Consider the following 23,894-nt stretch of genomic DNA (forward strand, 5'->3'; position numbering starts at 1 on the left):
ATTAACGGCGCGGGGCCGTCAAGGTTACTTCCCGTAGCGCAGCAGGAACAGGGCCTCCGCGATGGCCACGCGCTCGATCTCGGTGGGGTCCACCGACTCGTCCGCGGAGTGGATGAGGCACTGCGGCTCCTCCACGCCGAACAGCGCGATCTCCGCCTTGGGGTGCGTCTGCTGGAGCTTGGTGGTCAGGGGGATGGAACCGCCGGAGCCCAGGCTGGCGGAGCGGTCCGAGCCGTAGGCCTCCGCGAGGCAGGAGCGCAGCAGGCTCAGCGCCGGGGCCTGGACGTCGGTGGCGAAGCCGTCGTTGACGTCCTTGATCTCCACCTCGATGTGCGCCCCCCACGGGACGTGCGCGCGCAGGTGCTCGGCCAGGGCCTCGGCGGTCTCGGCCGCGGACATGGTGGCCGGGACCCGCAGGTTGAGCTGGGCCTGGGCCACCGGGGGCACGGCGTTGACGGCCTCGGCCACCGGGGTGGAGGTCAGGCCCGTCACGGTCACGGCGGGGCGCGCCCAGAGGAAGTCCGCCGGGGCGTCGTTGCTGGTGCCGGTCAGGCGCACGCCGTTAAGCACCCCGGCGTCCCTGCGGAAGTCCTCCACGGGGTAGGGCTCGCCCTCCCAGCGCGCGGAGGTGTCCACGCCCTCGATCACGGTGCGGCCCTCCACGTCGCGCAGGGAGTCGAGGGTGCGCACCAGGGCGAACACGGCGTCGGGGGCCGCCCCGCCGAACAGCCCGGAGTGCACGGCGCCGTCTAGCGTGCGCACGGTGACGGTGAGCTGGGCGCCGCCGCGCAGGGAGGTGGTGAGCGTGGGCGTGCCCACGGCGGCGTTGCCGGTATCGGCGATCATGATGGCGTCGGCGGCAAAAAGCTCCGGGCGCTGCTCGATCAGGGCGTCGAGCCCCTCGCCGCCCTTCTCCTCCGAGCCCTCCACCACCACGGTGATGCCCACGTCGCTGCCCCCGGCGGCCGCCACGGCGCGCAGCGCCGCCAGGTGCATCACGAGGTTGCCCTTGCAGTCCGCCGCGCCGCGCCCGTACCAGCGGCCCTCGCGTTCGGTGAGGGTGCAGGGGTCGCTGGTCCACGCGGCGGGATCCCCGGCGGGGACCACGTCGTGGTGGCAGTACAGGAGCACGGTGGGCCGCCCCTCGGCGGCCTTCCTCGTGCCGATCAGCGCGGTGGAGCCGTCGGCGGTGTCGATGGCCTCCACCTCCAGCCCGGCCTCGGTGAGGGCCTTGTGCACCCAGGAGGCCGCCCCGGCCGCCTGCTCCGCCAGGGCGGGGTCGCCGTGGACGGAGTGGTAGGAGACGATCTCGCTGAGCTGCTGAAAAATCCGGTCGCGGTCGCCCAGGACCGCCGTGCGCACTGCTTCTGTCTTCGTCATGGACTCCAGCCTAACGTCCTTGCACTCGCGGGGGCGGACTGCTAAAACGGGATCTAGCACTTCGCGGCAGCGAGTGCCAGAAAATGACAGAGCGCATCCCCGGGTGAGGGTGGAACACACTCACCATCCGTGCCGTCGCGGGCGCCCGCCGAGATGCGTTGACGAGGGTGTCGTCACCCCAATAAACGCGTTAAGGAGTACCAACCGCATGTCTAAGATCATCGCTTTTGATGAGGAAGCCCGCCGTGGGCTGGAGAAGGGCCTGAACACGCTTGCCGACGCCGTGAAGGTCACCCTGGGCCCCAAGGGCCGCAACGTGGTGCTGGAGAAGTCCTGGGGCGCGCCGACCATCACCAACGACGGCGTCTCCATCGCTCGGGAGATCGAGCTGGAGGATCCTTACGAGAAGATCGGCGCCGAGCTGGTCAAGGAAGTAGCCAAGAAGACGGACGACGTCGCGGGCGACGGCACCACCACCGCCACGGTGCTGGCCCAGGCCCTGGTCAAGGAGGGCCTGCGCAACGTGGCCGCCGGCTCCAACCCGATGGGCATTAAGCGCGGCATCGAGAAGGCCGTGGGCGCGGTGACGGAGAAGCTGCTGGCCGGGGCCAAGGAGGTCGAGACGGAGGAGCAGATCGCCGCCACCGCCGGCATCTCCGCCGCCGACCCGGAGATTGGCAAGCAGATTGCCAAGGCCATGTACGCCGTGGGCAACGGCCAGGTGAACAAGGATTCCGTGATCACCGTGGAGGAGTCCAACACCTTCGGCGTGGACCTGGAGGTCACCGAGGGCATGCGCTTTGATAAGGGCTACATCTCCGGCTACTTTGCCACGGACATGGAGCGCCAGGAGGCCGTGTTGGAGGACCCGTACATCCTCCTTGTCTCCTCCAAGATCTCCAACATCAAGGACCTGCTGCCGCTGCTGGAGAAGGTCATGCAGTCCGGCAAGCCGCTGCTCATCGTGGCCGAGGACGTGGAGGGCGAGGCCCTGTCCACCCTCGTGGTCAACAAGATCCGCGGCACCTTCAAGTCCGTGGCCGTGAAGGCCCCGGGCTTTGGCGACCGCCGCAAGGCCCAGCTCCAGGACATCGCCATCCTCACCGGCGGCCAGGTCATCTCCGAGGAGGTGGGCCTCTCCCTGGAGACCGCCGATCTCCCGCTGCTGGGCACCGCCCGCAAGGTCGTGGTGACCAAGGACGAGACCACCATCGTGCAGGGTGCGGGTTCCTCCGAGCAGATCGAGGGCCGCGTGAAGCAGATCCGCGCGGAGATCGAGAACTCCGACTCCGACTACGACCGCGAGAAGCTCCAGGAGCGCCTGGCCAAGCTGGCGGGCGGCGTGGCCGTGCTCAAGGTCGGCGCCGCCACCGAGGTGGAGCTCAAGGAGCGCAAGCACCGCATCGAGGACGCCGTACGCAACGCCAAGGCCGCCGTGGACGAGGGCATCGTGGCCGGCGGCGGCGTGGCCCTGCTGCAGGCCGCGCACGTCCTCGACGGCGACCTCGACCTCTCCGGCGACGAGGCCACCGGCGTGAAGATCGTGCGCGAGGCGCTGTCCGCCCCGCTGAAGCAGATCGCCTTCAACGCCGGCCTGGAGCCGGGCGTGGTGGCCGATAAGGTGGCGGGCCTGCCCGCGGGCGAGGGCCTCAACGCCGCCACCGGCGAGTACATCGACCTCATGGCTGCGGGCATCAACGACCCGGTGAAGGTGACCCGCTCCGCGCTGCAGAACGCCGCCTCCATCGCGGCGCTCTTCCTCACCACCGAGGCCGTGGTGGCGGACAAGCCGCAGCCGGCCTCCGCCGCCGCCCCGGGCGCGGACGAGATGGCGGGCATGGGCGGCTTCTAGGCCGCGCCGTTCCGGCATCCACTTCCGGTACCCACGGGGGCCGCTTCCGCAGAGGGCGGGGGCGGCCCCCGGCCGCTTTGTTTCCCGTTTGCTTTCCGCCGCCCCGGGGGAGGGGCTGACCGGCGGGCACAATGGTCTGAACTAGGTAAAATGGGGGCATGGCTGAGCAACACGAGGACGACCTGCCCGTTATCGATTTAGCAAAGACCGAGGGCTACGTGGTGGACGACTCCGACGAGGACGATCCGGCGCTTATCCGGCCCGACGGCACCCCGGTGGAGACGTGGCGGGAGAACTACCCCTACGACGAGCGCATGACGCGCGAGGATTACGACCACATCAAGCGCTCCCTCCAGATCGAGCTGCTCAAGTGGCAGAACTGGACCAAGGAGACGGGCCAGCGCCACATTATCTTGTTCGAGGGGCGCGATGCCGCGGGCAAGGGCGGCACGATCAAGCGCTTTAACGAGCACCTGAACCCGCGCGGCGCGCGCACCGTGGCGCTGGAGAAGCCGAGCCCCAGGGAATCCACGTCCTGGTACTTCCAGCGCTATATCCAGCACTTTCCCGCCGCCGGGGAGATCGTCTTTTTCGACCGCTCCTGGTATAACCGCTCCGGCGTGGAGCGCGTGATGGGCTTTTGCACGGAGTCCCAGCACGCGGAGTTCCTGCGCGAGGTGCCGATGCTGGAGAACATGCTGCTGGGATCGGGCATCTCCCTGACCAAGTTCTGGTTCTCCGTGAGCAAGAAGGAGCAGCGCACCCGCTTTGCCATCCGCCAGGTGGACCCGGTGCGGCAGTGGAAGCTCTCCCCGATGGACCTGGCCTCCCTGGATAAGTGGGGGGACTACACCCGGGCCAAGGAGGAGCAGTTCCGCTACACGGATACGGACGAGTCCCCCTGGATCACCATTAAGTCCAACGACAAGAAGCGCGCCCGCATCAACGCCATGCGCTACGTGCTGAGCAAGTTCGATTACACGGACAAGGACTACGAGCTGGTGGGGCAGCCGGACCCCAAGATCGTGATGCGCGGGCGGGATCAGATCGGGGACTGATCCGCGGCGGTACAGCGGGCGTTCTTTGTACGCGTCAAGCCCCGGTGCGTGGTGATCGCGCCGGGGCTTTCCCTTTGGGGCTTGCGGGGTGTGCGGGGTGCGTGGGCTGCGCTGGTTGCGCCTGGGAGAGTCTCGTGTATCTTGCCTTGGTCCAGGTGAGGGATTTAAACAGGGAAAACCCGTATTTTAAAGGTCTAAGGTTTGGCCGCCCGACGAAGTGTGTTGAAGATCACAAAAAGATACCTTGGTAGATGCTTTCTGGGGTCAAAGTTCAACCTTTGGCGATGCCCATACGGGGTAGGGGGATCGCTGCAGCGGTTTTTGTTGCCCTCGGACTCTTGGTGGCGGCCCGGGGCGGTCATGTGCAAACTTCCTAATGTATCTAAACCTATTAGAGTTATTAGGTATCGTATATACGATTAAAAGTATAGGTGGTGTCGGGGGGCAACGCTGCTAATCTAACCTCCGAACTCAGGTTAGGGAACGTGAAAGGCACACACTAGGGCTCGCAGCATCTTTGGTACCAAGACGATGACGGCCGGGGCGATCGCCGCCACCGCCGTGATCGCCTTCCTGCCGCAGGCGGCGCTCGCGCACGACTGCGAGGATGAGCACGTGGCCGAGATCGTGCGGCTGACCAACGAGAAGCGCGAGGAGCAGGGCCTGGCGCACGTGGATTGCGACGACGAGCTGGTGCGTGGCTCCCAGGAGTGGGCCGAGCACATGCGCGAGGTCCACGACCTCGAGCACGGCGACGGCGCCTTCTCGGAGAACATCGCCTGGTACGGCGGCGAGGCCCAGCCCGACGAGCTGGTGGACGGCTGGATGAAGTCCGCCGCGCACCGGGGCAACATCCTGGACTCGGAGGCCTCCGCGATGGGCGTGGGCTGGAGCCACAGCGAGGAGGACGGCACCTACGCCGTGCAGCGCTTCTCCTAGCGCCTAGCCCAGCGCAAGCGCCCGCCCCGCCCGGTTATCTACCGGGCGGGGTCTTTTCTGCCCGCAGCTCCCGCCACGCGCAGGCCGCGGCGCACCCGGCGGCCGCCACGATGAGCAGGTTGCGCGCGCTCGCCACGGCGACGATCCCCGGCTCGGAGGCCAGGAAGGCGTCGAAGAACACCGGGTACACCAGGGAGGTCAGCGCCGCCGCGCCCAGCAGCAGGGCGGCGCACCAGCGCAGGGCGCGGGAGGGATCCAGGGCGAGCATCACCGCCACCAGCGGGCCTACCCACAGCAGGTACTGCGGGGAAAAGACCTTGGCGCTCACGATGATGAGCAGCGCGGTGAGCAGCCAGAGCGCCCGCGTGGTGGCGGGGCGGTATCCGGCCTCCCGCGCCGCGCCCGCTGCGGATTCGGCGGGGGCGGCGGATTCTGAGGGCGGGAGGGGAGCGGCGCGCAGGAACCGGCGCAGGGTCACCCCGGCGATCAGCAGCGCCGTGGCGGCCGTCAACCCGGTGGCCACGGCCAGCCCCGCCCCCACGCCGGACCCAAAGACCTCGTAGCTCTGGGAGGCGGCGTAGCGGATGTCCCACCGCCCCGGGTTTATCGCGCGCAGCCACAGCAGCGGGGTGGCGGCGATGGCCTCGGACTGTAGGCCGCGCTCGTCCTGGTACGTCAGCGGGGAGACCACCCGCCACCAGCCCTGGGTGAGCCCGCTGAGTGCGAGGAGCCCGGCGAGGGTGCCGCCGAACCAGGCCAGGCGGATCCAGGTGCCCGCGGCCCGCGCGCGGCCCACCAGCCCCGAGGCCAGCGCCAGCGGCCACAGCTTGAGGGCGGTGGCCAGCGCGAGCAGCCCCGAGGAAAGGCGCGGGGAGCGGGCGAGCCACAGCGCCGCCGCGCCCACCGCCAGCCCCGGCAGCAGGTCCAGGCGGCGGGTAAACAGGGGCGCCAGGGCCAGCCCGAAGAGCAGCCAGAACCCGTAGGCCCACCACGCGCGCCGCCGCGCCAGGGCGTAGCAGAAGAGGGCGTCGAGGCTGAGCAGGAGGACCATGAGCGCCACCGCGAGGGACTGATGGTCGGACCCCACCAGGGCGTGCAGCGCCCGCAGCGGAATCACGGAGGCGTCCGGGTACTCCGTGAGCGCCCGCTCGCCGCCCGCCTCGGCCTCCAGGCCGCGAAAGTAATAGGCCACGTCCCCTCGGGGCACGGGCTGGTGCGCGGCGTACAGCAGCAGGGCGACGCGGCTGCACCACCAGGCCACCGCCGCGCGGAAGGAAGAGGAGGAAGGCACGCAGCAGATTGTAACGGAGGAGCCCGCGGGGGCTTATTCCTCTTCCACCGCGATGATGGACTTGGCCAGCTTGCGCAGGTGCTTGAGCTGCTTGGAGGTGGACTCGTCCAGGGCGGCGTCCTCCCCCTGGGCCACCAGGTCGGACATGGTGGCCCGCGCCTTGCGGCCCTTCTTGGTGATGGCCACGATCTGGCGGCGGCGATCGCGCGGGTCGCGTTCGCGCGCGGCCCAGCCGCGATTCTCCAGGGAATCCACCAGGCGCACCATGTCCGAGGCGTCGATCATCAGCATGGCGGAGAGGTGGGACTGGCTCGCGGCATCCCCGGAGTCCAGGCAGGTGAGCACCCAGTATTCGCGCAGGGTGGCCTGGGCCTCCCCCAGGCGGCTTTCCACCTCGTCGCGCGTGCGGCGCCGGAGCCGTTCTAGCTGGAAGGACGGGGACTGCAGCAGCGCCGTGGGGATGGCGGAGTGATCCGTTTTGGAGGGCATGCCACCATCATACGCAGGCCGCTGTTGGCACAAATGATGGAATCACTCCACGATGGGCAGGCCTTGCTCGCGCCAGGCCTCGGTGCCGCCCTCCACGTTGATCACGCGCTCCCCGCCGCGCGCCTGCTCCAGGTATTCCCCGCACTCGCGGGAGCGCCCGCCCAGCTTGCAGATGAGGTAGACGTCGCGCTCGGTGCTGATCTCCCCGATGCGGCCCACGAACTCGGACATGGGGATGTTGATCGCGCCCCGGGCGTGGCCCTGGGCGTACTCGTCGGGCTCGCGGACGTCGATGAACTGGGCGTCCGCGGGGACCTCGGTCACGTTCACGCTGCGCATGGCCTAGTGCTCCGCCCGCTCGATGGCCTCCGCGAGGATCTTCTCCGCCTCGTCCTTACCGGCCCAGCCGGAGCCGTGGACCTCCTTGCCCGGCTCCAGGTCCTTGTAGTGCACAAAGAAGTGCTCGATCTCGGAGCGGGTGAACTCGGAGACGTCCTCGATGTCCTGGTACTGCTCGTAGCGCACGTCGTCCAGGACGCACAGCAGCTTGTCGTCGCCGCCGGCCTCGTCGGTCATCTTGAACACGCCCACCGGGCGGGCCTTGACGATCACGCCGGGCAGCACGGACTCGGGCAGCAGCACCAGGGCGTCCAGGGGATCGCCGTCCTCGCCCAGGGTGCCCTCGATGAAGCCGTAGTCGGCGGGGTAGGCCATCGGGGTGAACAGGTAGCGGTCGAGGTAGACCTTGCCCGTCTCGTGATCCACCTCGTACTTGTTGCGGGAACCCTTGGGGATCTCGACGGTCACTTCCACGGACATTGCGTTAGCTCCTTCTGCCTTGCTTACAGTGCTTACTGCGCTTTCAGTGCTTACAGTGCGTTGAACTCCACCCATCCTAGCGAGATAGCTAGGGTGATAGGCGATGGTGATGCACGATGAGTAAAAAGGCATGGATGGCGGCGGCCGTGGCCGTGGCGGTAGCGGTGGCGGGGGTGGCCGGAACCGGAGTGGCCTATCAGGAAAAATACTCCGCGCTGCGCCACGAGCCCGCGCTGACGGTGGAGGCCCCCGAGCCCCTCCTGGAGCCCGCCACCGCGCGGCAGCCGGTGGACAACGCGGCCCTGGGTACCCGCCTGGCGGAGCTGGCCCAGGACGAGAGGCTGGCGGACTTCGGCGCGCAGGTCACCGACGCCCAGACCGGGGAGACCGTGCTGGCGCACCACGCCGACGCGGCGCTGCGGCCCGCCTCCTCCACCAAGGTGCTCACCGCGGCGGCGGCCATCGCGGACCTCGGCCACGGCGACCGCATCGCCACCCCCGTGGTGCGCGGGGATTTGCCCAACACGGTGGTCATCAAGGCGGCCGGGGACGTGTGGCTCACCGAGGACAAGATCGACGACCTCGCCTCGCAGATCGCGGCGGCCATGCCGGAGGTCAGCGGGGTGTTCATCGACACCTCCGCCTGGTCCGGCGAGCCGATCCTCGACGGCTGGGACCCCAAGGACGTGGACGCGGGCTTCGTGGCCCCCCTCGAGCCCGCCATGCTCCACGGGGCGCGCCTGGGGGCCACCACGGGAGACGTTCCCCGCAGCTACACCCCGGCCCAGGACGTGGCCCAGGCCCTGGCGCAGCGGCTGGGCGTGGGCACCGTGGGGCAGGCCTCCGCCCCGGCGGGCGCGGAGCAGGTGGCGTCGGTAGAGTCCCCCACCCTCGTCGAGCGCATCGCCGCCATGATGGAGGACTCCGATAACGTCATGGCGGAGGCCATCGGCCGGGAGGTGGCGCTCAAGCGCGGCTACCCCGCCGACGCCGCCGGGGCCACCCAGGCCACCCTGAGCGCGCTTTCCGAGCACGGGCTGAACACCGAGGGCGTGGAGATCTTCGACAACTCCGGGCTGTCCGTGCACAACCGGATCACCCCCGCGCTGCTGGATGCGATCCTCCACGAGGCGGCCACCAAGCCGCTGCTGCGCCCCATCCTGGCCGCCCTCCCGGTGGCCGGGGGCACCGGCACCCTGGCGGACCGCTACGGCGACCTGCCAGGGCGCGGATGGGTGCGCGCCAAGACCGGCACCCTCGACGAGACCTCCGCCCTAGCCGGGGTGGTCACCGCCGCCAGCGGCCGCGTGTACACCTTCGCCATGATCTCCAACGGCTCGGACGTGCTCCAGGCCCGGGAGGCGATGGACGCGATGGCCTCCGCGATCCGGGAGAGCTAGGTGCCCCCGCGCCGGCTGGGCCGGGTGGACATCCCGCGCGACCCCCCGCGCTTCCTGCCCGTGCGCACCGCCCTGCGCGCGCACGCCGCCCGCTGGCTGAGCCCCGGCCAGCCGGTGGCGGTGGGGCTCTCCGGCGGGGCGGACTCCACCGCGCTGCTGGCCGCCGCCCTGATGGAGGGCCTGCGCGCGCACGCCGTGGTGGTGGACCACGGGCTCCAGCCCGGCTCGGGCGAGGTGGCCGCGCGGGCCGCCGCCCTGGCGCTGGACCTGGGGGCCAGCGCGGAGATCCGCCGCGTGCGGGTGGGTCGGGCCGGGGGAATGGAGGCCGCCGCGCGCGAGGCGCGCTACCGGGCGCTGCGGCAGGCGGCGCGGGGCCGCCCCCTCCTGGTGGGGCACACCCGGGACGACCAGGCGGAGACCTACCTGCTGGCCGCGCTGCGGGGGAACCCCGCCGGGATGCTCCCGGCCTCGGGCGGCCTGCACCGCCCGCTGCTGGGCGTGCGCCGCGCGGACACCGAGGGCGCCTGCCGCGAGCTGGGGCTGGAGCCGTGGCGCGATCCCCAAAACGAGGACTCGGCCTTCCGCCGGGTGGCCGTGCGCGCGGCGGTGATCCCCGCCCTCTCCGAGGCCACCGGGGTGGGGGACCCCGTGGCCCCGCTGGCCCAGGCCGCCGACCGGGCGGCCCTCGACGCGGAGGCGCTGGACCAATGGGCGCGCCGGGCGGCCACGGACTCGGTGGCGGACCTGGCCCGGCTGCCCCAGGCGGTGCGCGGCAGGATCGTGAGCGTCATGATCCTGCGGGCGGGGGCAAGGGTGACGCGCGCGGCGCTGGACGCCGTGGAGGCCCTGGTGACGGATTGGCGCGGGCAGGGGCCGGTGGCCGTGGGGGCGGGGTTGGTTGTGGCACGGGCAGATGGCAAACTTACGGTGACAAGGGAGAAAGGGGTGCGCGATGCACGATAAAGAGGATTTCAACGTTCCGGACGGGCCCTACGGTTCCGATGTGGCCTCCGTGGTGGTCACGGAGGAGGAGCTGCAGGCGCGCATCCAGGAGATGGCGGACATGGTCTCCGAGCGCTACCGCGACGAGGAGGAGGACCTGCTCCTCGTGGGCGTGCTCAAGGGGGCCGTGTTCTTTATGACGGACTTTGCCCGCCGCCTGAGCATCCCTGCCCAGATGGAGTTCATGGCGGTCTCCTCCTATGGCAACTCCACCACCTCCTCCGGGGTGGTGCGCATCCTCAAGGACCTGGACAAGGACATCAGCGGGCGCAACGTGCTCATCGTGGAGGACATCATCGACTCCGGCCTGACCCTGTCCTGGCTCATGCGCAACCTCAAGCACCGCAACCCCAAGTCCCTCGAGGTGATCACGCTGCTGCGCAAGCCCGAGGTGCAGACCGCCCAGGTGGACCTGCTGGACGTGGGCTTTGACCTACCCAACAAGTTCCTCATCGGGTACGGCCTCGACTACGCGGAGCGGTACCGCGACCTCCCCTACGTGGGCATCCTGAACCCGGACGTCTACGCCCACGAGAAGTAGCGGCCGCGCGGGGCGCCGGGAACGAATGGGCCGCGCCCCGCGTTGTTGTCCGTGAACGTGCTTGCGCAGAGGCGTACGTGATGAGAGCAATGGCCTTCAGGGGTCGCCCCCAGGAGTATGAGAAAGGGTTTGGCCAAGGACACTCCGCGCGCGGAATCCTTGGCGTGCATATATGAAAAACAAGCGCATCCTTAGATTCGGCGTCATCGCCGCCGTCATCCTGGTCACCTTCTTTGTATTCTCCCTGCTCACGGACGATACCCGGGGCTATCAGCGGGTGGATACCTCCGTGGCCATGAAGCAGCTCAGCGAGAAGAACGTCCGCAGCGTGCAGATCGACGACCGCGAGCAGCGCCTGCGCCTCACCCTCAAGGAGGGCATCGAGGTGGACTCCCGGGACGGCGTGACGGAGATCCTCACCCAGTATCCGGCGCGCACGGCCCCGGACATCTTCGCCGCCGTCAACGGCGCCGAGGCGGAGGAGTTTGACACCCGGGTCACGCAGGACAGCTTCCTGATGTCCATGATCAGCTTCATGCTTCCCATGCTGCTGCTCTTCGGGCTGCTCATGTTCTTCCTCACCCGCATGCAGTCCGGCGGCATGTTCGGCATCGGGGCCTCCAAGGCCAAGCAGCTCACCAAGGACATGCCCACCAACACTTTCGAGGACGTGGCCGGGGCGGACGACGCCGTGGAGGAACTCCAGGAGATCAAGGACTTCCTGGAGGACCCCACCCGCTACTACGAGCTCGGCGCCAAGATCCCGCGCGGCGTGCTGCTCTACGGCCCGCCCGGAACGGGCAAGACGCTGCTGGCCCGCGCCGTGGCGGGCGAGGCCGGGGTGCCCTTCTACTCCATCTCCGGCTCGGACTTCGTGGAGATGTTCGTGGGCGTGGGCGCCTCGCGCGTGCGCGACCTGTTCAAGCAGGCCCGCGAGAGCTCTCCCTGCATCGTGTTCATCGATGAGATCGACGCCGTGGGCCGCCACCGAGGCAGCGGCATGGGCGGCGGGCACGACGAGCGCGAGCAGACCCTTAACCAGTTGCTGGTGGAGATGGACGGCTTTGGCGACCGCGAGGGCGTGATCCTCATGGCCGCCACCAACCGCCCCGACGTGCTGGACCAGGCCCTGCTGCGCCCCGGGCGCTTCGACCGCCAGATCCCGGTGACCAACCCCGACCTGGCCGGGCGCGAGCAGATCCTCAAGGTGCACGCCAAGGGCAAGCCCTTCGCCCCGGACGCGGACCTGAAGTCCCTGGCCAAGCGGACCGCCGGCATGTCCGGCGCGGACCTGGCCAACGTGCTCAACGAGGCGGCGCTGCTCACGGCGCGCATCGGCGGCAACGTGATCACCGCGGACGCCCTGGAGGAGGCCACCGACCGCGTGATCGGCGGGCCGCGCCGCTCCACCACGGTGATCTCGGAGAAGGAGAAGAAGGTCACGGCCTACCACGAGGGCGGGCACACGCTGTCCGCGTGGGCGCTCAAGGACATCGAGCGGGTGTACAAGGTCACCATCCTGGCGCGCGGGCGCACCGGCGGGCACGCCATGACCGCCGCCGAGGACGATAAGGGCATGTACAACCGCGACGAGCTGTTCGCCCGCCTGGTCTTTGCCATGGGCGGCCGCTCGGCGGAGGAGCTGGTGTTCGGTGAGCCCACCACCGGGGCCTCGGCGGACATCGAGCAGGCCACCAAGATCGCCCGCGCGATGGTCACGGAGTACGGCATGTCGCCCGCGCTGGGCACCGTGAAGTACGGGGCGGAGCAGGGCGATCCCTTCTCCGGACGCGGTGGCGGCGGCACCCTGGACTATTCCCCGGCGGTGGCCGCGCGCATCGACGAGCAGGTGCAGTACCTCATCGACAAGGCGCACCGGAAGTCCTACGAGATCCTGTCCCGGCACCGCGAATACCTCGACCGCCTGGCGGAGAAGCTGCTGGAGAAGGAGACGCTGCGCCGTCCGGACCTGGAGGCCCTGTTCACCGGGATCGAGCCGGTCTCGGCGGGCGAGGTGTTCCCGGATCAGTCCGGGCAGTTCCCCCTCCAGGAGGGGCGCGAGCCCGTCAAGACCCCCACGGAGCTGGCCATCGAGCGCGGCGAGGAGCCGCCCAAGCCGTTTAGCCTCCTCGAGGCGAGCCGCGCGGCCCGGGCCAAGCGCCTGGCGCAGAAGGAGGCGGGGACCGGCGGGGCGTCAAGCGGCGCCAAGGGCGCCCCGCGCTACGCCGGGACCCCTCCCCCGGAGGGGTGGACGGTGCCGGGCTGGCCGCCCAAGACGGGCGGCGAGCGGCAGCCGGAAGCCAAGGAGCAGGGGCGCGGCGAGGCCCGCCCCGTGGGGGAGGACGCCCCCGAGCGGACCCAGGCCCCGCAGGAGATGATCGGTTTCCGGCTGCCCGAGCGGGAGCGCCCGGACCACCCGGAGCGCGAGCGCGCCGAGGGCGGGCAGGGCGAGAACGAGGGCCCCGAGCAGACAACAGAAGGAGACAGCGGTGAGCGCTGAACGGGTTTTTGATCAGCGGCGCGCCGAGGCCGCGGTGCGCGAGCTGCTGCTGGCCGTGGGCGAGGACCCGGACCGCGAGGGGCTGCGGGAGACCCCGGCCCGGGTGGCCCGCGCCTACCGGGAGACCTTCGGCGGGCTCCACGCCGACCCCACCGAGGTGCTGGACAAGGTGTTCCACGAGGACCACCAGGAGCTCGTGCTGGTGCGCGATATTCCCGTGTACTCCACGTGCGAGCACCACCTCCTGCCGTTCCTGGGGAAGGCCCACGTCGGCTACATCCCCAACAAGCGGGGCGTGGTGACGGGGCTGTCCAAGCTGGCCCGGCTCGTGGACCTCTACGCCCGCCGTCCCCAGGTGCAGGAGCGCCTGACCTCCCAGGTGGCCGACGCCCTGGTGGACAAGCTTCAGGCCCAGTCCGTGATCGTGGTGATCGAGTGCGAGCACCTGTGCATGGCCATGCGCGGCATCCGCAAGCCGGGGGCCGTGACCACCACGTCCGCCGTGCGCGGCGGCTTCAAGGCCTCGGCGGCCTCCCGGGCCGAGGCGCTGAGCCTGCTCAAGGGCTAGGACGGGGGAGACATGCGGGTATCCGATCTCACCGTTCCGGGGCGCTGCCTGGTCATGGGCATCCTCAACGTCACCGAGGACTCCTTCTCCGACGGCGGCCGCTACCTCGGGGTCGAGGCGGCCCTGGAGCACGCGCACCGGCTGGTGGCGGCGGGGGCGGACATGATCGACGTCGGCGGGGCGTCCACCCGCCCCGGGGCCACCCGGGTGGACGCCCGGGTGGAGCGGGAGCGCGTGGTCCCGGTGATCCGGGAGCTGGCCCGGGAGGGCATCGCCACCTCGGTGGACACGATGCGCGCGGAGACCGCCGAGGCGGCGGCCCGCGCGGGCGTGTGCATGATTAACGACGTCTCCGGGGGCCTGGCCGATCCCGGGATGCTGGGCGCGATGGCGCGGGCGGACATCCCCGTGTGCCTCATGCACTGGAAGACGGTGCGTTTTGGCGACGCCGCCGGCCAGGCCAGCCACGAGGGCGGGGTGGTGGCCGACGTGCGCGCCACGCTGGACCGCCTGGTGGCGCGGGCGCTTCGGGCGGGCGTGGCGGCGGAGAACATCGTGCTCGACCCCGGCCTGGGCTTTGCCAAGTCCGCCGAGGACAACTGGGCGCTGCTCGGGGCCCTGCCGGAGTTCCTGGAGGGGGAGTACCCGCTGCTGGTGGGGGCGTCGCGCAAGCGCTTCCTCACGGCGGTGCGCGCCGCGCGGGGGTTAAGCGCCACGCCGGTGGACGCCGACCCCGCCACGGCGGCGGTGACCGCGATCTCCGCGCAGCTCGGCGCCTGGGGCGTGCGGGTGCACGAGGTGGGCGTCTCGCGCGACGCGGTGGACGTGGCGGCGCGCTGGCGTGCGGCGTCGGGCGCCGCAGGAGCACAGGAGGCCCGGCATGGCGGATAGGATCGTGCTCACGGGCCTGCGCTGCTACGGCTACCACGGGGTGTTCCCCGAGGAAAGACGCGAGGGCCAGGAGTTCCTCGTGGACGTCACCTGCTGGGCGGACCTGCGCCCCGCGGCGCGCGGGGACGACCTCGCGCTCACCCTCAACTACGCGGAGCTGGCCGAGCTGGCGCACGAGGTGGTCACGGGGGAGCCGCGCGACCTCATCGAGACGGTGGCGGCGGAGATCGCGGAGCGCGCGATGGAGCGCTTCTGCCTGCTGCACGCGGTGGAGGTCACCGTGCACAAGCCGCAGGCCCCCATCCCCCTGGCCTTCGGGGACGTGGCGGTGGTGGCGCGCAGGTCGCGCGCGCACGCCCCGCGCGGGGGCGGGCGTGGCTAGCGCCGGCGCGGGGACCCGGGCCGTGCTCTCGCTCGGCTCCAACATGGACGACCGCTGGGCGCTGCTGCGCATGGCCGCCCGCGAGTTTAGCGGGGAGATCGCGGCGGCCTCCCGGGTGTATTCGACACCGCCGTGGGGGGTCACGGACCAGGAGGAGTTCCTCAACGCCGTCCTGGTGGTGGAGGTTCCAGAGGAACCCCTCGCGCTGCTGCGCCGCTGCCAGGACCTGGAGCGCGCCGCGCATCGGGTGCGGCGGCGGCGCTGGGGGCCGCGTACCCTCGACGTGGACGTGGTGCAGGCGCACCGGGGCGGGGCGGAGGTGCTCTCCGAGGACCCCGTGCTCACCCTCCCGCACCCGTGGGCGCACCGGCGGGCCTTCGTGCTGGTGCCCTGGGCGGAGGCAGAGCCGGGGGCGCTGCTGCGGGGGCGCGCCGTGGAGCGGTGGATCGCGGAGCTGCCGCGCAACGAGGTGGCGCAGGTCGTCCCGGTGGGCGCCCTGGCGGAAAGCGAGGAACGGTGAAGCAGACCTCCCTGAAAGCACTGATACTCACGGGGGCGTTCGTGGCCGCCCTGGCGGCCATCGCCACCTGGCGCTTCTACGGGGTGCTGGCCCCGATCCCGGTGACGGTCTCCGCCACGCTGTGGGTGCTGGCGGTGGTGTGCCTCTACCTGGCGGCCAAGGTCCGCGCCCGCCGCAAGGAGGGCAGGATCGGCCTGGACCGCAGCCAGCTCAACCCGGTGCTGGTGGCCCAGTTCATGGTGCTGGGCAAGGCCTCCGCGTGGACGGGGGCGCTGCTGGGCGGGGCCTACGCGGGCATGGCGCTGTACGTGGCGCCCAGGATAGGGCGCCTGGTCGCCGCCGGGGACGACCTCCCCGGCGTGGCGGCCTCCGCCTTGGGCGGGCTGGCCCTCGCGGCGGCCGGGGTGTTCCTGGAACGCAGTTGCCAGGTGTCGCCTCCCACCGGCCCGGAGGGCGTTAGGTAAGTTAGACGGCATGAGTACGCCGCAGTCGGACCGGAACCCGGAATCCACCCCGCGCCGTGCCGCCTCACATGGGGCGGGGCAGCGCCGCCACCACGGCAGGGGCGGGGACGCCGGGACCGACGGCGGCCAGATCCTCCTCGCGGCGCTCGTGGCCCTGGCGCTGGTGGCCAGCGTGGTCATGCAGCTCACGGACTCCAACGCGGCGCTGAAGTTTGCGCTCCTGGCGGCGCTGTGGGCCGCCATCATCGGCTTCTTCCTGGTCAACCGCTACCGCAGGCAGGCCCAGCGCTCCACGGAGCAGCTCGCCTACGAGCAGCGTCTGCACCGCTCCGAGCTGCGCGAGGCCCGGGCCCAGGCTGAGGCCCGGGAGGCGCGCGAGGCCCGGGAGCCGCACGCCGCCGCGGGGGGCCTGAGCGAGGAGGACGTGGCGATCCTCACGGAGATCCGCGCGGGCCTGGACGAGGTGCGCAGCAAGCTGGAGGACCTCCAGGGCCACGCCTTCGAGTACGAGCCCGCGGCCCTGCGCGCCCAGGCCTGGCGCGTGCAGGAGCTGGAGGAGCGCGCGGACGCCGTGAGCGAGCGCGCCCCGGAAAAGACGGGGCGCATCGCCGGGGCTCCCTCGGTGGACGCGGTGGCCGGGCGGCTGGGCCAGGCCGATCGCGGCGGGGACTACCCGCGCTCCATCTCCCCGGAGCTGGCCGACCTCCTGGACGGGGAGGGCGCCCACCGGGGCAGCCACCGCTCGGACGAGCAGCCGCAGGCCCCGGCCACCCCGATGGCGCGCCGCGCGACCCCGAGCGTGGAGGACACCTCGGAGATCGCCGCCGTGGTGCCCGAGCCGGAGCGGGAGCCCGAGGGCCGGAGGGGCCGCCGCCGCGCGGACGAGCACTCCGGCGGGCTCTCTGTGGCCGAGCTGATGGCCAACATGAAGAAGGACGCGCGGTGAGGCCACCCCGCATGCGGGTAGGGGTGCTGCGCGGGGAGGAATCTGCGCACTGCGCCGCCCGGACCGTGGCGCACGGCCTGGCGGAGGCGGGGCACGAGGTGCGGGACCTGGGCGCGGCGGGGGAGGTCGCCTCGGTGCAGATGGTGCTGCTGGAGGCGGCCGAGGAGGAGCTGGCGCGGCTCGCGCTGCGGGTGGCCCCGCACGCCCGGCCCGAGCACATCGTCCTCCACGCGGTGCCGGGCGCGGACCTGGAGCCCCTGGAGCCGCTGCGCCGGGCGGGCGCCGTGGTGGGCAGCCTGGTGCCCCTGTTTCCGTGGCTCTGGGCGGTGGAGTACCGCGACGAGGTGGCCCAGACGGTGCTCGAGCTGCTGGCGGAGGAGCTCGGCGGCGAGGCGGAGCTGGTCTCCGGTTCCCGGAGGAGGGCCCTGGCCACGGCCTTGAGCTGGATGCGCTTTGCCGACGACGTCGGCAGGGAGGCACACAGGGAGCTGAGCGTGGCCCTGGAGGGGTCCGCCCACGCCACCTTGTTTAGCCTGGAGGGGGAGCACCGAGACCCCCTCGCGGAGGTTCCCGCCCTGGCGCGGCAGCGCGCCGGGATGCGGGACCCCGGACGGGCCAGGTTTTTTACGCAGCTCGCCCGCCGGGCGGCGGAGCAGGACGGAAGAGAAGACGTGGAGTTGTGGGCCATGCAGGAGGAGAAGCCATGACGTTCCAAAGAGGAGAGGCCACCGAGGTGGATTCGGTGGAGCAGGTTGCCACCATCGCCCGGGCCTTCCGCAAGACGGGCAAGCCCGTGGTGCTGGTGCCCCTGGGCTCCGCGATCCACGCCGGGCACATCTCGCTGGTGCGCACCGCGCGCCGGGTGCCGGGCGCGGTGGTGATCGTGGCGGTCTCGGGCGAGGTGGACCGCTCGCGCCTGGCGGTCCTGGACACGGACGTGCTGTTCCGCTACAGCGAGAAGGACCTCTACCCCCAGGGCGTGCGCACCGTGGTCTTTCCCCGGGACTGGGGCCTGGAGTTCGTGGACGACCTCGCCATCGAGCTGACCCGGATCGTCATCCTCACCCAGATCACCCAGGCCACGGACGTGATGGTGGGGGAGAAGGACTACGAGCTGGCGGTGTGCGTGCAGACCGCCATGACGGACTTTCACACCGGGGTGCGGGTGCACGGCGTGCCCACCGTGCGCATGCCGGACGGCCTCGCGGTGTCCCTGCGCAACGCCCGCGTGCCGGAGAAGGATCGCGCCAAGGCGCTCGCGCTCTCGGCGGCCCTCACGGCCGGGGCGCACGCCGCCGAGGACGGCGCGGAGGCGGTGCTCGCCGCCGCGCGCGCCGTGCTGGACGCCGCCGGGGTGACCCCGGAGTACCTGGCGCTGCGCTCCCTGGGCATGGGCACGCCCCCGGAGAAGGGCGACGCCAGGCTGCTGGTGGCGGCCAAGTTTGGCCCCGTGCGGCTCATCGACAACGTGGGCGTGCCGGTGGGCATCGGCTTCCGCAACCTGGAGGCCCACGCCGCCGAGGAGCGGCCGGGGGAGTCGGAGGAGCCGGAGGAGGAGCAGCCCAGCGGGCGGCACGCGCGCCCTCGGGGCGTGCGCGGGTGGCTATCGGCTACCCTTGACAGGCGTGACCAACGCTAAGGACAACAAGGATCAGGCAGACCTTCCCGAGCAGCTACGCATCCGCCGCGAGAAGCGCGAGCGTCTGCTCTCCCAGGGGGTAGACCCCTACCCGGTGGAGGTGGATCGCACCACCTCCATCCGGGACCTCCGATCCCGGTACCTCGTGGCGCAGGACGCCGCGCAGGAGGCGCCCGAGGGCGTGACGGTGCTGACCCCCGGCCAGGAGACGGAGGCCGAGGTGGCCGTGGCGGGCCGCCTGATGTTCATGCGCAACACGGGCAAGCTCTGCTTTGCCACGCTCCAGGAGGGCGACGGCACCCAGATTCAGGCCATGCTCTCCCTCGCGGAGGTGGGGCAGGACTCCCTCGACGCCTGGAAGTCCGACGCGGACCTCGGGGACTTCGTCTCCGTGCGGGGCCGCGTGGTGGCCTCGCGGCGCGGCGAGCTGTCCGTCATGGCGACCTCCTGGGCGATGGCCGCCAAGGCGCTGCGCCCGCTGCCGGTCTCGTTCGCGGAGATGGCGGAGGATACCCGCGTGCGCCACCGCTACACGGATCTCATCATGCGGGAGCAGGCGCGCACGAACGCCCTGACCCGGATCAAGGTGATGCGCGCGCTGCGCCGCTTCCTGGAGGGGCAGGGCTTCCTCGAGGTGGAAACGCCCATGCTGCAGACCCTCCACGGGGGCGCGGCGGCGCGTCCCTTTATCACCCATTCCAACGCCCTGGACATCGACCTCTACCTGCGCATCGCCCCGGAGCTGTACCTCAAGCGCTGCGTGGTGGGCGGCATGGAGCGGGTGTTCGAGGTCAACCGCAACTTCCGCAACGAGGGAGTGGACTCCTCCCACAGCCCGGAGTTCGGGATGTTGGAGACCTACCAGGCCTACGGCACCTACGAGGACGGCGCCCGGCTGACCCGCGAGCTGATCCAGGCCGTGGCGATGGAGGTCTTTGGCTCCACCACCGTCACGCTGGCGGACGGCACCGAGTACGACCTCGGCGGGCAGTGGCGCGAGATGGAGATGTACCCCTCGCTCAACGAGGCCCTGGCGCGCAAGCACCCGGGGCAGCCCGAGGTGACCGTGGATTCCACGGTGGAGGAGCTGCGCGCGCTGGCCGACGCCATCGGCCTGGAGTGGCCGGAGAAGGGCGGCTGGGGCCACGGCAAGTTCGTGGAGGAGATCTGGGAGCACCTGTGCTCCGATCAGCTCCACGGCCCGGTGTTCGTGAAGAACTTCCCCGTGGAGACCTCCCCGCTGACCCGCGATCACCGCTCCCAGCCCCGGGTCACGGAGAAGTGGGACCTCTACGTGCGTGGCTTCGAGCTGGCCACCGGCTACTCCGAGCTGGTGGACCCGGTGATCCAGCGCGCCCGCTTCGAGGACCAGGCGCGCCTGGCCGCCGGGGGCGACGACGAGGCGATGGTGCTGGACGAGGACTTCCTCCGCGCGATGGAGCAGGGCATGCCGCCCACCTCCGGCACGGGCATGGGCATCGACCGCCTACTCATGGCGCTCACCGGGCTGGGCATCAGGGAGACGGTGCTCTTCCCGATGGTCAAGCCGGAGGCGTAGCAACCCCGGGCGGATCGACGCCCTCCCTCCCGCACGGCATCTGCGCACGTGCGGGAGGGAGGGCGTCGATCGTGCTCAGGGGCTAGCGCTGGCGCCTGCCCACGGCGAGGCACAGCAGGCCGAGGGCCGTCCAGGCGGTCAGTGTCCACCAGGCGTGGGCTGTGCCGGCCTCGGGGAAGTAGCTGAGGGTGCGCAGGAGTTCCTGGGTGGCGCCGGGGACGAGGCAGCGTCCGATCGCGTCGAAGTGCCAGGGCAGGAACTCCAGGGGCAGCGTGGCCCCGGAGAGGGGGTTGCCGAGGAACATGGTGATGACGGCGCCGAGGCCTATGCCGGGGAAGCCCAGGAGGCCGTGCAGGCCCGTGACCAGGGCGGCCGTGGCGCCGATGCCGAGCGCGAGGGCGCCCCAGAGCGGCGCGCTCGCCGTGGGGAGGAAGCCGAACCAGGCGTGCAGGATCGGCAGGAGGGCGCTGGCGGCCAGCGCCGAGTAGGCCAGGATCGCGGCGAGGCGGGGGCCGCGCCCGCGCACCTTGAGGGAGATGAGCACGCCGCCGATGATGCCGCCGAGCGTGAGGGGCAAGGCCGCCACGGCCAGCCCGCTGCCCTGGGGGTCGTCCTCGGGGAGCGGGGCGACCTCGGTCACGGTGGGGCCCTCGAGGCTCTGCTGAAGGAGGCGGCTCAGGGCCTGGGGCTCGGTCACGCTGCCGGAGGCGAGGGCGGCGCCGATGCGCTGCTTGTGCAGGGCGGTGCCCGCCGTGTCCATCATGGTGGCCACGGAGTTGTTCGCGGCGGGGGCGGTGAGCACTTCCACGGGGGCGGCGGGGTCCTGTGGGATGAGGAACGCGCCGTAGGCCTCGCGGCGGGCGATGAGGCCTTCTGCCTCCTCCCGCGAATCCGCGCGGGCGAGGTCAAAGGGTGCGTCCTGCTGCCGCATGGATTGGGCGAGGGCGTCGTAGGCGGGCTCGCTGGCGACCACGCTGACGCGGAGGTTCTTGGGGGTGGAGGTGAAGGAGGGCCAGGCGAAGGCCAGCAGGGCCAGGGTGATGGCGAGGGCGGCGGCCAGGGCGACGAGCAGCGCCCTGCTCCAGGCGGGCTTGTCCTCGGGGTGAGGGTTCTGGTGGGGCATGGTGCGCACCTTTCTAAAAAGAATGTTCATTCTTTTTGTGATGGTGCTCCGGCCTTGGGCGCTTGTCAAGCGGAACGTTCGCTTTTTATGGTTGAGGCATGCCGAAAATCAGCGAGGAGCGCCGCCAACTGCGCCGCCAGTGCGTGATCGACGCCGCCGTGAAGGTGCTGCAGGAGCGGGGCTTCGCGGGGGCCTCGATGGCGGAGATCATCGCGGCCTCCGGCATGTCCGCCGGGGCGATCTACGGCTACTTCCCCGGCAAGAAGGAGCTCTTCCAGGCCGCCGCGCACCAGGTGCTGGGGCAGCGGCTGAGCGTGCTCGAGCGCACCCCCACGGGCGAGGTGCCTCCCCCCGAGGAGGCGCTGGACGCTTTCTTCGCGGTGCTGCGGGAGGGGGAGGAGGGATCGAGGATGATCGTGCAGATGTGGGGGCAGGCCGTCCACGACGCGGACATGCGGGCGGTGGCGAGCGAGGTGATCGGCGGGGCCCGCGAGGCGGTGCAGGGCTACCTGGAGGCCTGGTACGCCCAGGAGGGTGCGCCCGACCCGGCGGATCGCGCGCGGGAGGGCACGGGCCTGGTGCTGGCCCTGGCCCAGGGATCATTGGTTCAGTCCGCCCTGCTGGGTGAACCCCTGTTCCATTTGGAGAACGGGCTGAGCAGAATGCTAAGGTAACGACTCTCTTTTGTGTTAAAAGTGGAAAGGCCTCTTTTTTTATGTCTGACAATGAGCCTTCCGCTCCTCTAGATTCCCCTTCTGAGGACGTGAAGATCCCAGGTTCCGTGATCGTCGTTCTGGTGGTGCTCGTCTTTGCCGCCATGATGATGTTCCTCAATGAAACGATCCTCTCCGTGGCGCTGCCCGCCATCATGGCGGACTTCGGCATCGAGACGGACAAGGCCCAGTGGCTCACCACGGGCTTCATGCTCACGATGGCGATCGTGATCCCCACCACCGGCTACCTGCTGCAGCGCCTGAGCACCCGCACCATATTCGTGCTGGCGTTGAGCTCCTTCCTCGCGGGCACGGTGGTGGCGGCCCTGGCGCCCGCCTTCGGCGTGCTGCTGGTGGGCCGCGTGCTGCAGGCCGTGGGCACCGCGCTCATTATGCCGCTGCTGATGACCGTGGCCATGACGGTGGTGCCGCCTCAGCGGCGCGGCACGGTGATGGGCACCATCTCCATCGTGATGGCGGTGGCCCCGGCGCTCGGCCCCACGGTGTCCGGGCTGATCCTCGATAAGCTCTCCTGGCACTGGCTCTTCTGGGTCATGGTGCCCCTGGTGGCGGTGGTCCTGGCCTGCGGCATGGCGTTCCTGCGCAACATCGGGGAGACCGCCCGCACCCCGCTGGACGCCCTCTCCGTGGGCCTGTCCGCCCTGGCCTTCGGCGCGCTGATCTACGCGCTTAGCGCCGTGGGCGAGCTGCTCGACCCGCAGAGTAACGAGCGCGCCCGCGTGCTCGTCATCGGCGCGGTGGGCCTGGCGGCCCTGGCGGTATTCGTGTGGCGCCAGCGCGCGCTGATCCCCTCCGGGCGCGCCCTGCTCGACATCCGGGTGTTCGCCCTGCGGGACTTCACCGTCCCGGTGCTCGTGTTGCTCATGGTCTTTGGCGCGCTGCTGGGCGCGGTGACCGTCCTGCCGATCTACCTGCAGACCTCCCTGGACTTCACGGAAAAGGTCACCGGCTTCATCCTGCTGCCGGGCGGCCTGCTCAACGGCCTGCTCGCGCCGTTCGTGGGCCGGGCTTTCGACCGGGTGGGGCCGCGCCCGCTGCTGATCCCCGGCGCAATGCTGCTGGTCGGGTCGCTGGCCGCGCTGTCCACGGTGGACGAGTCCACCACGCTGCTCACGGTGATGCTCATGCACATCTGCTTCTCGCTGTCGCTGGGCCTGTCCATCACCCCGCTGATGACCACCGCCCTGGGGGCGGTGCCCGCGCGGCTGTACGGGCACGGCTCGGCGGCGCTGAACACCCTCCAGCAGCTCGCCGGGGCCATGGGCACGGCGCTGCTCATGGCCATCCTGGGCCGGGGAACGCAGGTGGCGATCTCCCAGGGGAACGCCCTGGAGGCCGCCACGGCGCACGGTACCCACCGCGCCTTCCTGCTGGCCACGGGCTTTGCGGTGGCGGCGCTGGTGGTGTCCTTCTTCGTGCGCCGGGTGAGCACGGAGGGCGCGCCGCACTAGCGGGTGCCGGGCGATTCGCCGGGGGGCGTGGCGTTTTTTGGGGGTGCCAGGGGAGAGGGGCCGCGCGGGGTGCGCGGCCCCTTTTTCGTGCCCGCGCTTGTCGCGCGTGCTCTTTTCCCGCCCGCCTTGCGGCCCCGCGCGGTGCGGCTTTCCCTCCGCCGGGCCGGTGCCCCGGTTCCTGGTCCCCGTCGGGCCCGGCCGTGCCCTCGCCGCGCTGTGTCCTCGCCGTGGCGCGCCGGGTCTGGGCCGTATCACGGGGCTCCCAAGCGCGGGGATACGCGGCGATACATGCGCGGAAAAGCCCCTGTTCGCTACCGGCGTACAGGTCCCTGAGCTGGGAGGATGGC

The 23,894-nt window shown here is 71.0% G+C and carries 23 protein-coding genes and 1 pseudogene; 18 read left to right on the forward strand and 6 right to left on the reverse strand.

Annotation, left to right across the window (positions count from 1 at the left end; genetic code table 11):
- Positions 1-24 precede the first annotated feature (24 nt).
- The gene (locus B140_RS0103340) at positions 25-1,380 is read right to left on the reverse strand and encodes a dipeptidase (protein WP_040425892.1); all 1,356 of its coding nucleotides are present in this window, start codon (positions 1,378-1,380) and stop codon (positions 25-27) included.
- Between the two features lie 208 nt (positions 1,381-1,588).
- Here B140_RS0103340 and groL point away from each other — a divergent pair, with 208 nt between their 5' ends.
- The 3 genes from groL (at position 1,589) to B140_RS0103355 (ending at position 5,229) form a co-directional block, all read left to right on the forward strand.
- A complete protein-coding gene (gene groL, locus B140_RS0103345) occupies positions 1,589-3,232 on the forward strand; it encodes a chaperonin GroEL (protein ID WP_018117939.1) in 1,644 nt (547 codons plus the stop codon).
- A 158-nt stretch (positions 3,233-3,390) separates the two neighbouring features.
- Positions 3,391-4,290, forward strand: coding sequence for a polyphosphate kinase 2 (gene ppk2, locus B140_RS0103350; protein ID WP_018117940.1), 900 nt, complete (start codon positions 3,391-3,393; stop codon positions 4,288-4,290).
- A gap of 531 nt (positions 4,291-4,821) precedes the next feature.
- Positions 4,822-5,229, forward strand: coding sequence for a CAP domain-containing protein (locus B140_RS0103355; protein WP_018117941.1), 408 nt, complete (start codon positions 4,822-4,824; stop codon positions 5,227-5,229).
- Between the two features lie 34 nt (positions 5,230-5,263).
- Here the strand turns inward: B140_RS0103355 and B140_RS11800 are convergent, their stop codons facing one another.
- From B140_RS11800 to B140_RS0103375, 4 genes are read right to left on the reverse strand one after another with little or no spacing between them, the layout of a single operon-like run.
- On the reverse strand, positions 5,264-6,520 hold the full coding sequence (locus tag B140_RS11800; RefSeq protein WP_018117942.1) for a hypothetical protein: 1,257 nt from the start codon (positions 6,518-6,520) through the stop codon (positions 5,264-5,266).
- A gap of 33 nt (positions 6,521-6,553) precedes the next feature.
- The gene (locus B140_RS0103365; RefSeq protein ID WP_018117943.1) at positions 6,554-7,009 is read right to left on the reverse strand and encodes a MarR family winged helix-turn-helix transcriptional regulator; all 456 of its coding nucleotides are present in this window, start codon (positions 7,007-7,009) and stop codon (positions 6,554-6,556) included.
- 42 nt (positions 7,010-7,051) lie between these two features.
- Complete coding sequence (locus B140_RS0103370; protein WP_018117944.1) at positions 7,052-7,348, reverse strand: rhodanese-like domain-containing protein; 297 nt, start codon at positions 7,346-7,348, stop codon at positions 7,052-7,054.
- A gap of 3 nt (positions 7,349-7,351) precedes the next feature.
- Positions 7,352-7,828 carry an inorganic diphosphatase gene (locus B140_RS0103375; protein ID WP_018117945.1) on the reverse strand — a complete coding sequence of 159 codons (477 nt, stop codon included), beginning with the start codon at positions 7,826-7,828 and terminating at the stop codon, positions 7,352-7,354.
- 116 nt (positions 7,829-7,944) lie between these two features.
- On the opposite strand from B140_RS0103375, the gene dacB reads away from it, so the two are divergent.
- From dacB to lysS, 13 genes and pseudogenes are all read left to right on the forward strand, one after another.
- Positions 7,945-9,228 (forward strand): D-alanyl-D-alanine carboxypeptidase/D-alanyl-D-alanine endopeptidase, encoded by a 1,284-nt coding sequence (gene dacB / locus B140_RS0103380; protein ID WP_026165948.1) that lies wholly within the window; start codon positions 7,945-7,947, stop codon positions 9,226-9,228.
- Positions 9,229-10,191: a tRNA lysidine(34) synthetase TilS gene (tilS, locus tag B140_RS0103385; protein WP_018117947.1), complete on the forward strand. Its 963-nt coding sequence runs from the start codon at positions 9,229-9,231 to the stop codon at positions 10,189-10,191.
- On the forward strand, positions 10,181-10,771 hold the full coding sequence (gene hpt, locus B140_RS0103390) for a hypoxanthine phosphoribosyltransferase (RefSeq protein WP_018117948.1): 591 nt from the start codon (positions 10,181-10,183) through the stop codon (positions 10,769-10,771). Before tilS ends, hpt begins: the two co-directional genes overlap by 11 nt.
- Positions 10,772-10,943: 172 nt before the next feature.
- Complete coding sequence (gene ftsH, locus B140_RS0103395; RefSeq protein WP_018117949.1) at positions 10,944-13,271, forward strand: ATP-dependent zinc metalloprotease FtsH; 2,328 nt, start codon at positions 10,944-10,946, stop codon at positions 13,269-13,271.
- Positions 13,261-13,839 (forward strand): GTP cyclohydrolase I FolE, encoded by a 579-nt coding sequence (gene folE / locus B140_RS0103400; protein WP_018117950.1) that lies wholly within the window; start codon positions 13,261-13,263, stop codon positions 13,837-13,839. Before ftsH ends, folE begins: the two co-directional genes overlap by 11 nt.
- A 12-nt stretch (positions 13,840-13,851) precedes the next feature.
- Positions 13,852-14,730, forward strand: a complete 879-nt coding sequence (folP, locus tag B140_RS0103405) for a dihydropteroate synthase (RefSeq protein WP_018117951.1) — start codon at positions 13,852-13,854, stop codon at positions 14,728-14,730.
- Positions 14,720-15,112, forward strand: a complete 393-nt coding sequence (folB, locus tag B140_RS0103410) for a dihydroneopterin aldolase (protein WP_018117952.1) — start codon at positions 14,720-14,722, stop codon at positions 15,110-15,112. Before folP ends, folB begins: the two co-directional genes overlap by 11 nt.
- Before the next feature lie 43 nt (positions 15,113-15,155).
- The gene (gene folK / locus B140_RS0103415) at positions 15,156-15,632 is read left to right on the forward strand and encodes a 2-amino-4-hydroxy-6-hydroxymethyldihydropteridine diphosphokinase (protein ID WP_040425961.1); all 477 of its coding nucleotides are present in this window, start codon (positions 15,156-15,158) and stop codon (positions 15,630-15,632) included.
- Positions 15,629-16,096, forward strand: coding sequence for a DUF3180 domain-containing protein (locus B140_RS0103420; protein WP_018117954.1), 468 nt, complete (start codon positions 15,629-15,631; stop codon positions 16,094-16,096). The genes folK and B140_RS0103420 overlap by 4 nt, the downstream gene beginning before the upstream one ends.
- A gap of 10 nt (positions 16,097-16,106) precedes the next feature.
- Positions 16,107-17,042 (forward strand): DUF6779 domain-containing protein, encoded by a 936-nt coding sequence (locus B140_RS12920; protein WP_018117955.1) that lies wholly within the window; start codon positions 16,107-16,109, stop codon positions 17,040-17,042.
- Between the two features lie 11 nt (positions 17,043-17,053).
- On the forward strand, positions 17,054-17,749 hold the full coding sequence (locus B140_RS0103430; RefSeq protein ID WP_018117956.1) for a 6PGD fold domain-containing protein: 696 nt from the start codon (positions 17,054-17,056) through the stop codon (positions 17,747-17,749).
- Positions 17,746-18,549, forward strand: a pseudogene (locus B140_RS11810) (pantoate--beta-alanine ligase); the annotation flags it as partial. The gene B140_RS0103430 and the pseudogene B140_RS11810, both read left to right, overlap by 4 nt.
- 118 nt (positions 18,550-18,667) lie before the next feature.
- On the forward strand, positions 18,668-20,239 hold the full coding sequence (gene lysS / locus B140_RS0103440; RefSeq protein WP_018117958.1) for a lysine--tRNA ligase: 1,572 nt from the start codon (positions 18,668-18,670) through the stop codon (positions 20,237-20,239).
- A gap of 82 nt (positions 20,240-20,321) precedes the next feature.
- Here lysS and B140_RS11815 read toward each other — a convergent pair whose 3' ends face one another.
- Positions 20,322-21,362, reverse strand: a complete 1,041-nt coding sequence (locus B140_RS11815) for an ABC transporter permease (RefSeq protein ID WP_156801638.1) — start codon at positions 21,360-21,362, stop codon at positions 20,322-20,324.
- A gap of 98 nt (positions 21,363-21,460) precedes the next feature.
- On the opposite strand from B140_RS11815, the gene B140_RS0103450 reads away from it, so the two are divergent.
- Positions 21,461-22,036 (forward strand): TetR/AcrR family transcriptional regulator, encoded by a 576-nt coding sequence (locus B140_RS0103450; protein WP_018117960.1) that lies wholly within the window; start codon positions 21,461-21,463, stop codon positions 22,034-22,036.
- 41 nt (positions 22,037-22,077) lie between these two features.
- Positions 22,078-23,547: an MDR family MFS transporter gene (locus B140_RS0103455; protein ID WP_026165949.1), complete on the forward strand. Its 1,470-nt coding sequence runs from the start codon at positions 22,078-22,080 to the stop codon at positions 23,545-23,547.
- The last annotated feature ends 347 nt before the right edge of the window (positions 23,548-23,894 follow it).

This window comes from Corynebacterium mastitidis DSM 44356, assembly GCF_000375365.1.
Classification (GTDB): Bacteria; Actinomycetota; Actinomycetes; order Mycobacteriales; family Mycobacteriaceae; genus Corynebacterium; species Corynebacterium mastitidis.

Coding starts and splice junctions, on each gene's coding strand:
- B140_RS11815 (WP_156801638.1), bottom strand. CDS start 21,362: ATGCCCCACCAGAACCCTCACCCCGAGGACAAGCCCGCCTGGAGCAGG.
- B140_RS0103340 (WP_040425892.1), bottom strand. CDS start 1,380: ATGACGAAGACAGAAGCAGTGCGCACGGCGGTCCTGGGCGACCGCGAC.
- B140_RS0103370 (WP_018117944.1), bottom strand. CDS start 7,348: ATGCGCAGCGTGAACGTGACCGAGGTCCCCGCGGACGCCCAGTTCATC.
- B140_RS0103455 (WP_026165949.1), top strand. CDS start 22,078: ATGTCTGACAATGAGCCTTCCGCTCCTCTAGATTCCCCTTCTGAGGAC.
- B140_RS0103355 (WP_018117941.1), top strand. CDS start 4,822: ATGACGGCCGGGGCGATCGCCGCCACCGCCGTGATCGCCTTCCTGCCG.
- folP (WP_018117951.1), top strand. CDS start 13,852: ATGCGGGTATCCGATCTCACCGTTCCGGGGCGCTGCCTGGTCATGGGC.
- B140_RS0103365 (WP_018117943.1), bottom strand. CDS start 7,009: ATGCCCTCCAAAACGGATCACTCCGCCATCCCCACGGCGCTGCTGCAG.
- dacB (WP_026165948.1), top strand. CDS start 7,945: ATGAGTAAAAAGGCATGGATGGCGGCGGCCGTGGCCGTGGCGGTAGCG.
- folB (WP_018117952.1), top strand. CDS start 14,720: ATGGCGGATAGGATCGTGCTCACGGGCCTGCGCTGCTACGGCTACCAC.
- B140_RS0103375 (WP_018117945.1), bottom strand. CDS start 7,828: ATGTCCGTGGAAGTGACCGTCGAGATCCCCAAGGGTTCCCGCAACAAG.
- B140_RS12920 (WP_018117955.1), top strand. CDS start 16,107: ATGAGTACGCCGCAGTCGGACCGGAACCCGGAATCCACCCCGCGCCGT.
- groL (WP_018117939.1), top strand. CDS start 1,589: ATGTCTAAGATCATCGCTTTTGATGAGGAAGCCCGCCGTGGGCTGGAG.
- ppk2 (WP_018117940.1), top strand. CDS start 3,391: ATGGCTGAGCAACACGAGGACGACCTGCCCGTTATCGATTTAGCAAAG.
- B140_RS0103450 (WP_018117960.1), top strand. CDS start 21,461: ATGCCGAAAATCAGCGAGGAGCGCCGCCAACTGCGCCGCCAGTGCGTG.
- ftsH (WP_018117949.1), top strand. CDS start 10,944: ATGAAAAACAAGCGCATCCTTAGATTCGGCGTCATCGCCGCCGTCATC.
- folK (WP_040425961.1), top strand. CDS start 15,156: ATGGACGACCGCTGGGCGCTGCTGCGCATGGCCGCCCGCGAGTTTAGC.
- B140_RS0103430 (WP_018117956.1), top strand. CDS start 17,054: ATGCGGGTAGGGGTGCTGCGCGGGGAGGAATCTGCGCACTGCGCCGCC.
- hpt (WP_018117948.1), top strand. CDS start 10,181: ATGCACGATAAAGAGGATTTCAACGTTCCGGACGGGCCCTACGGTTCC.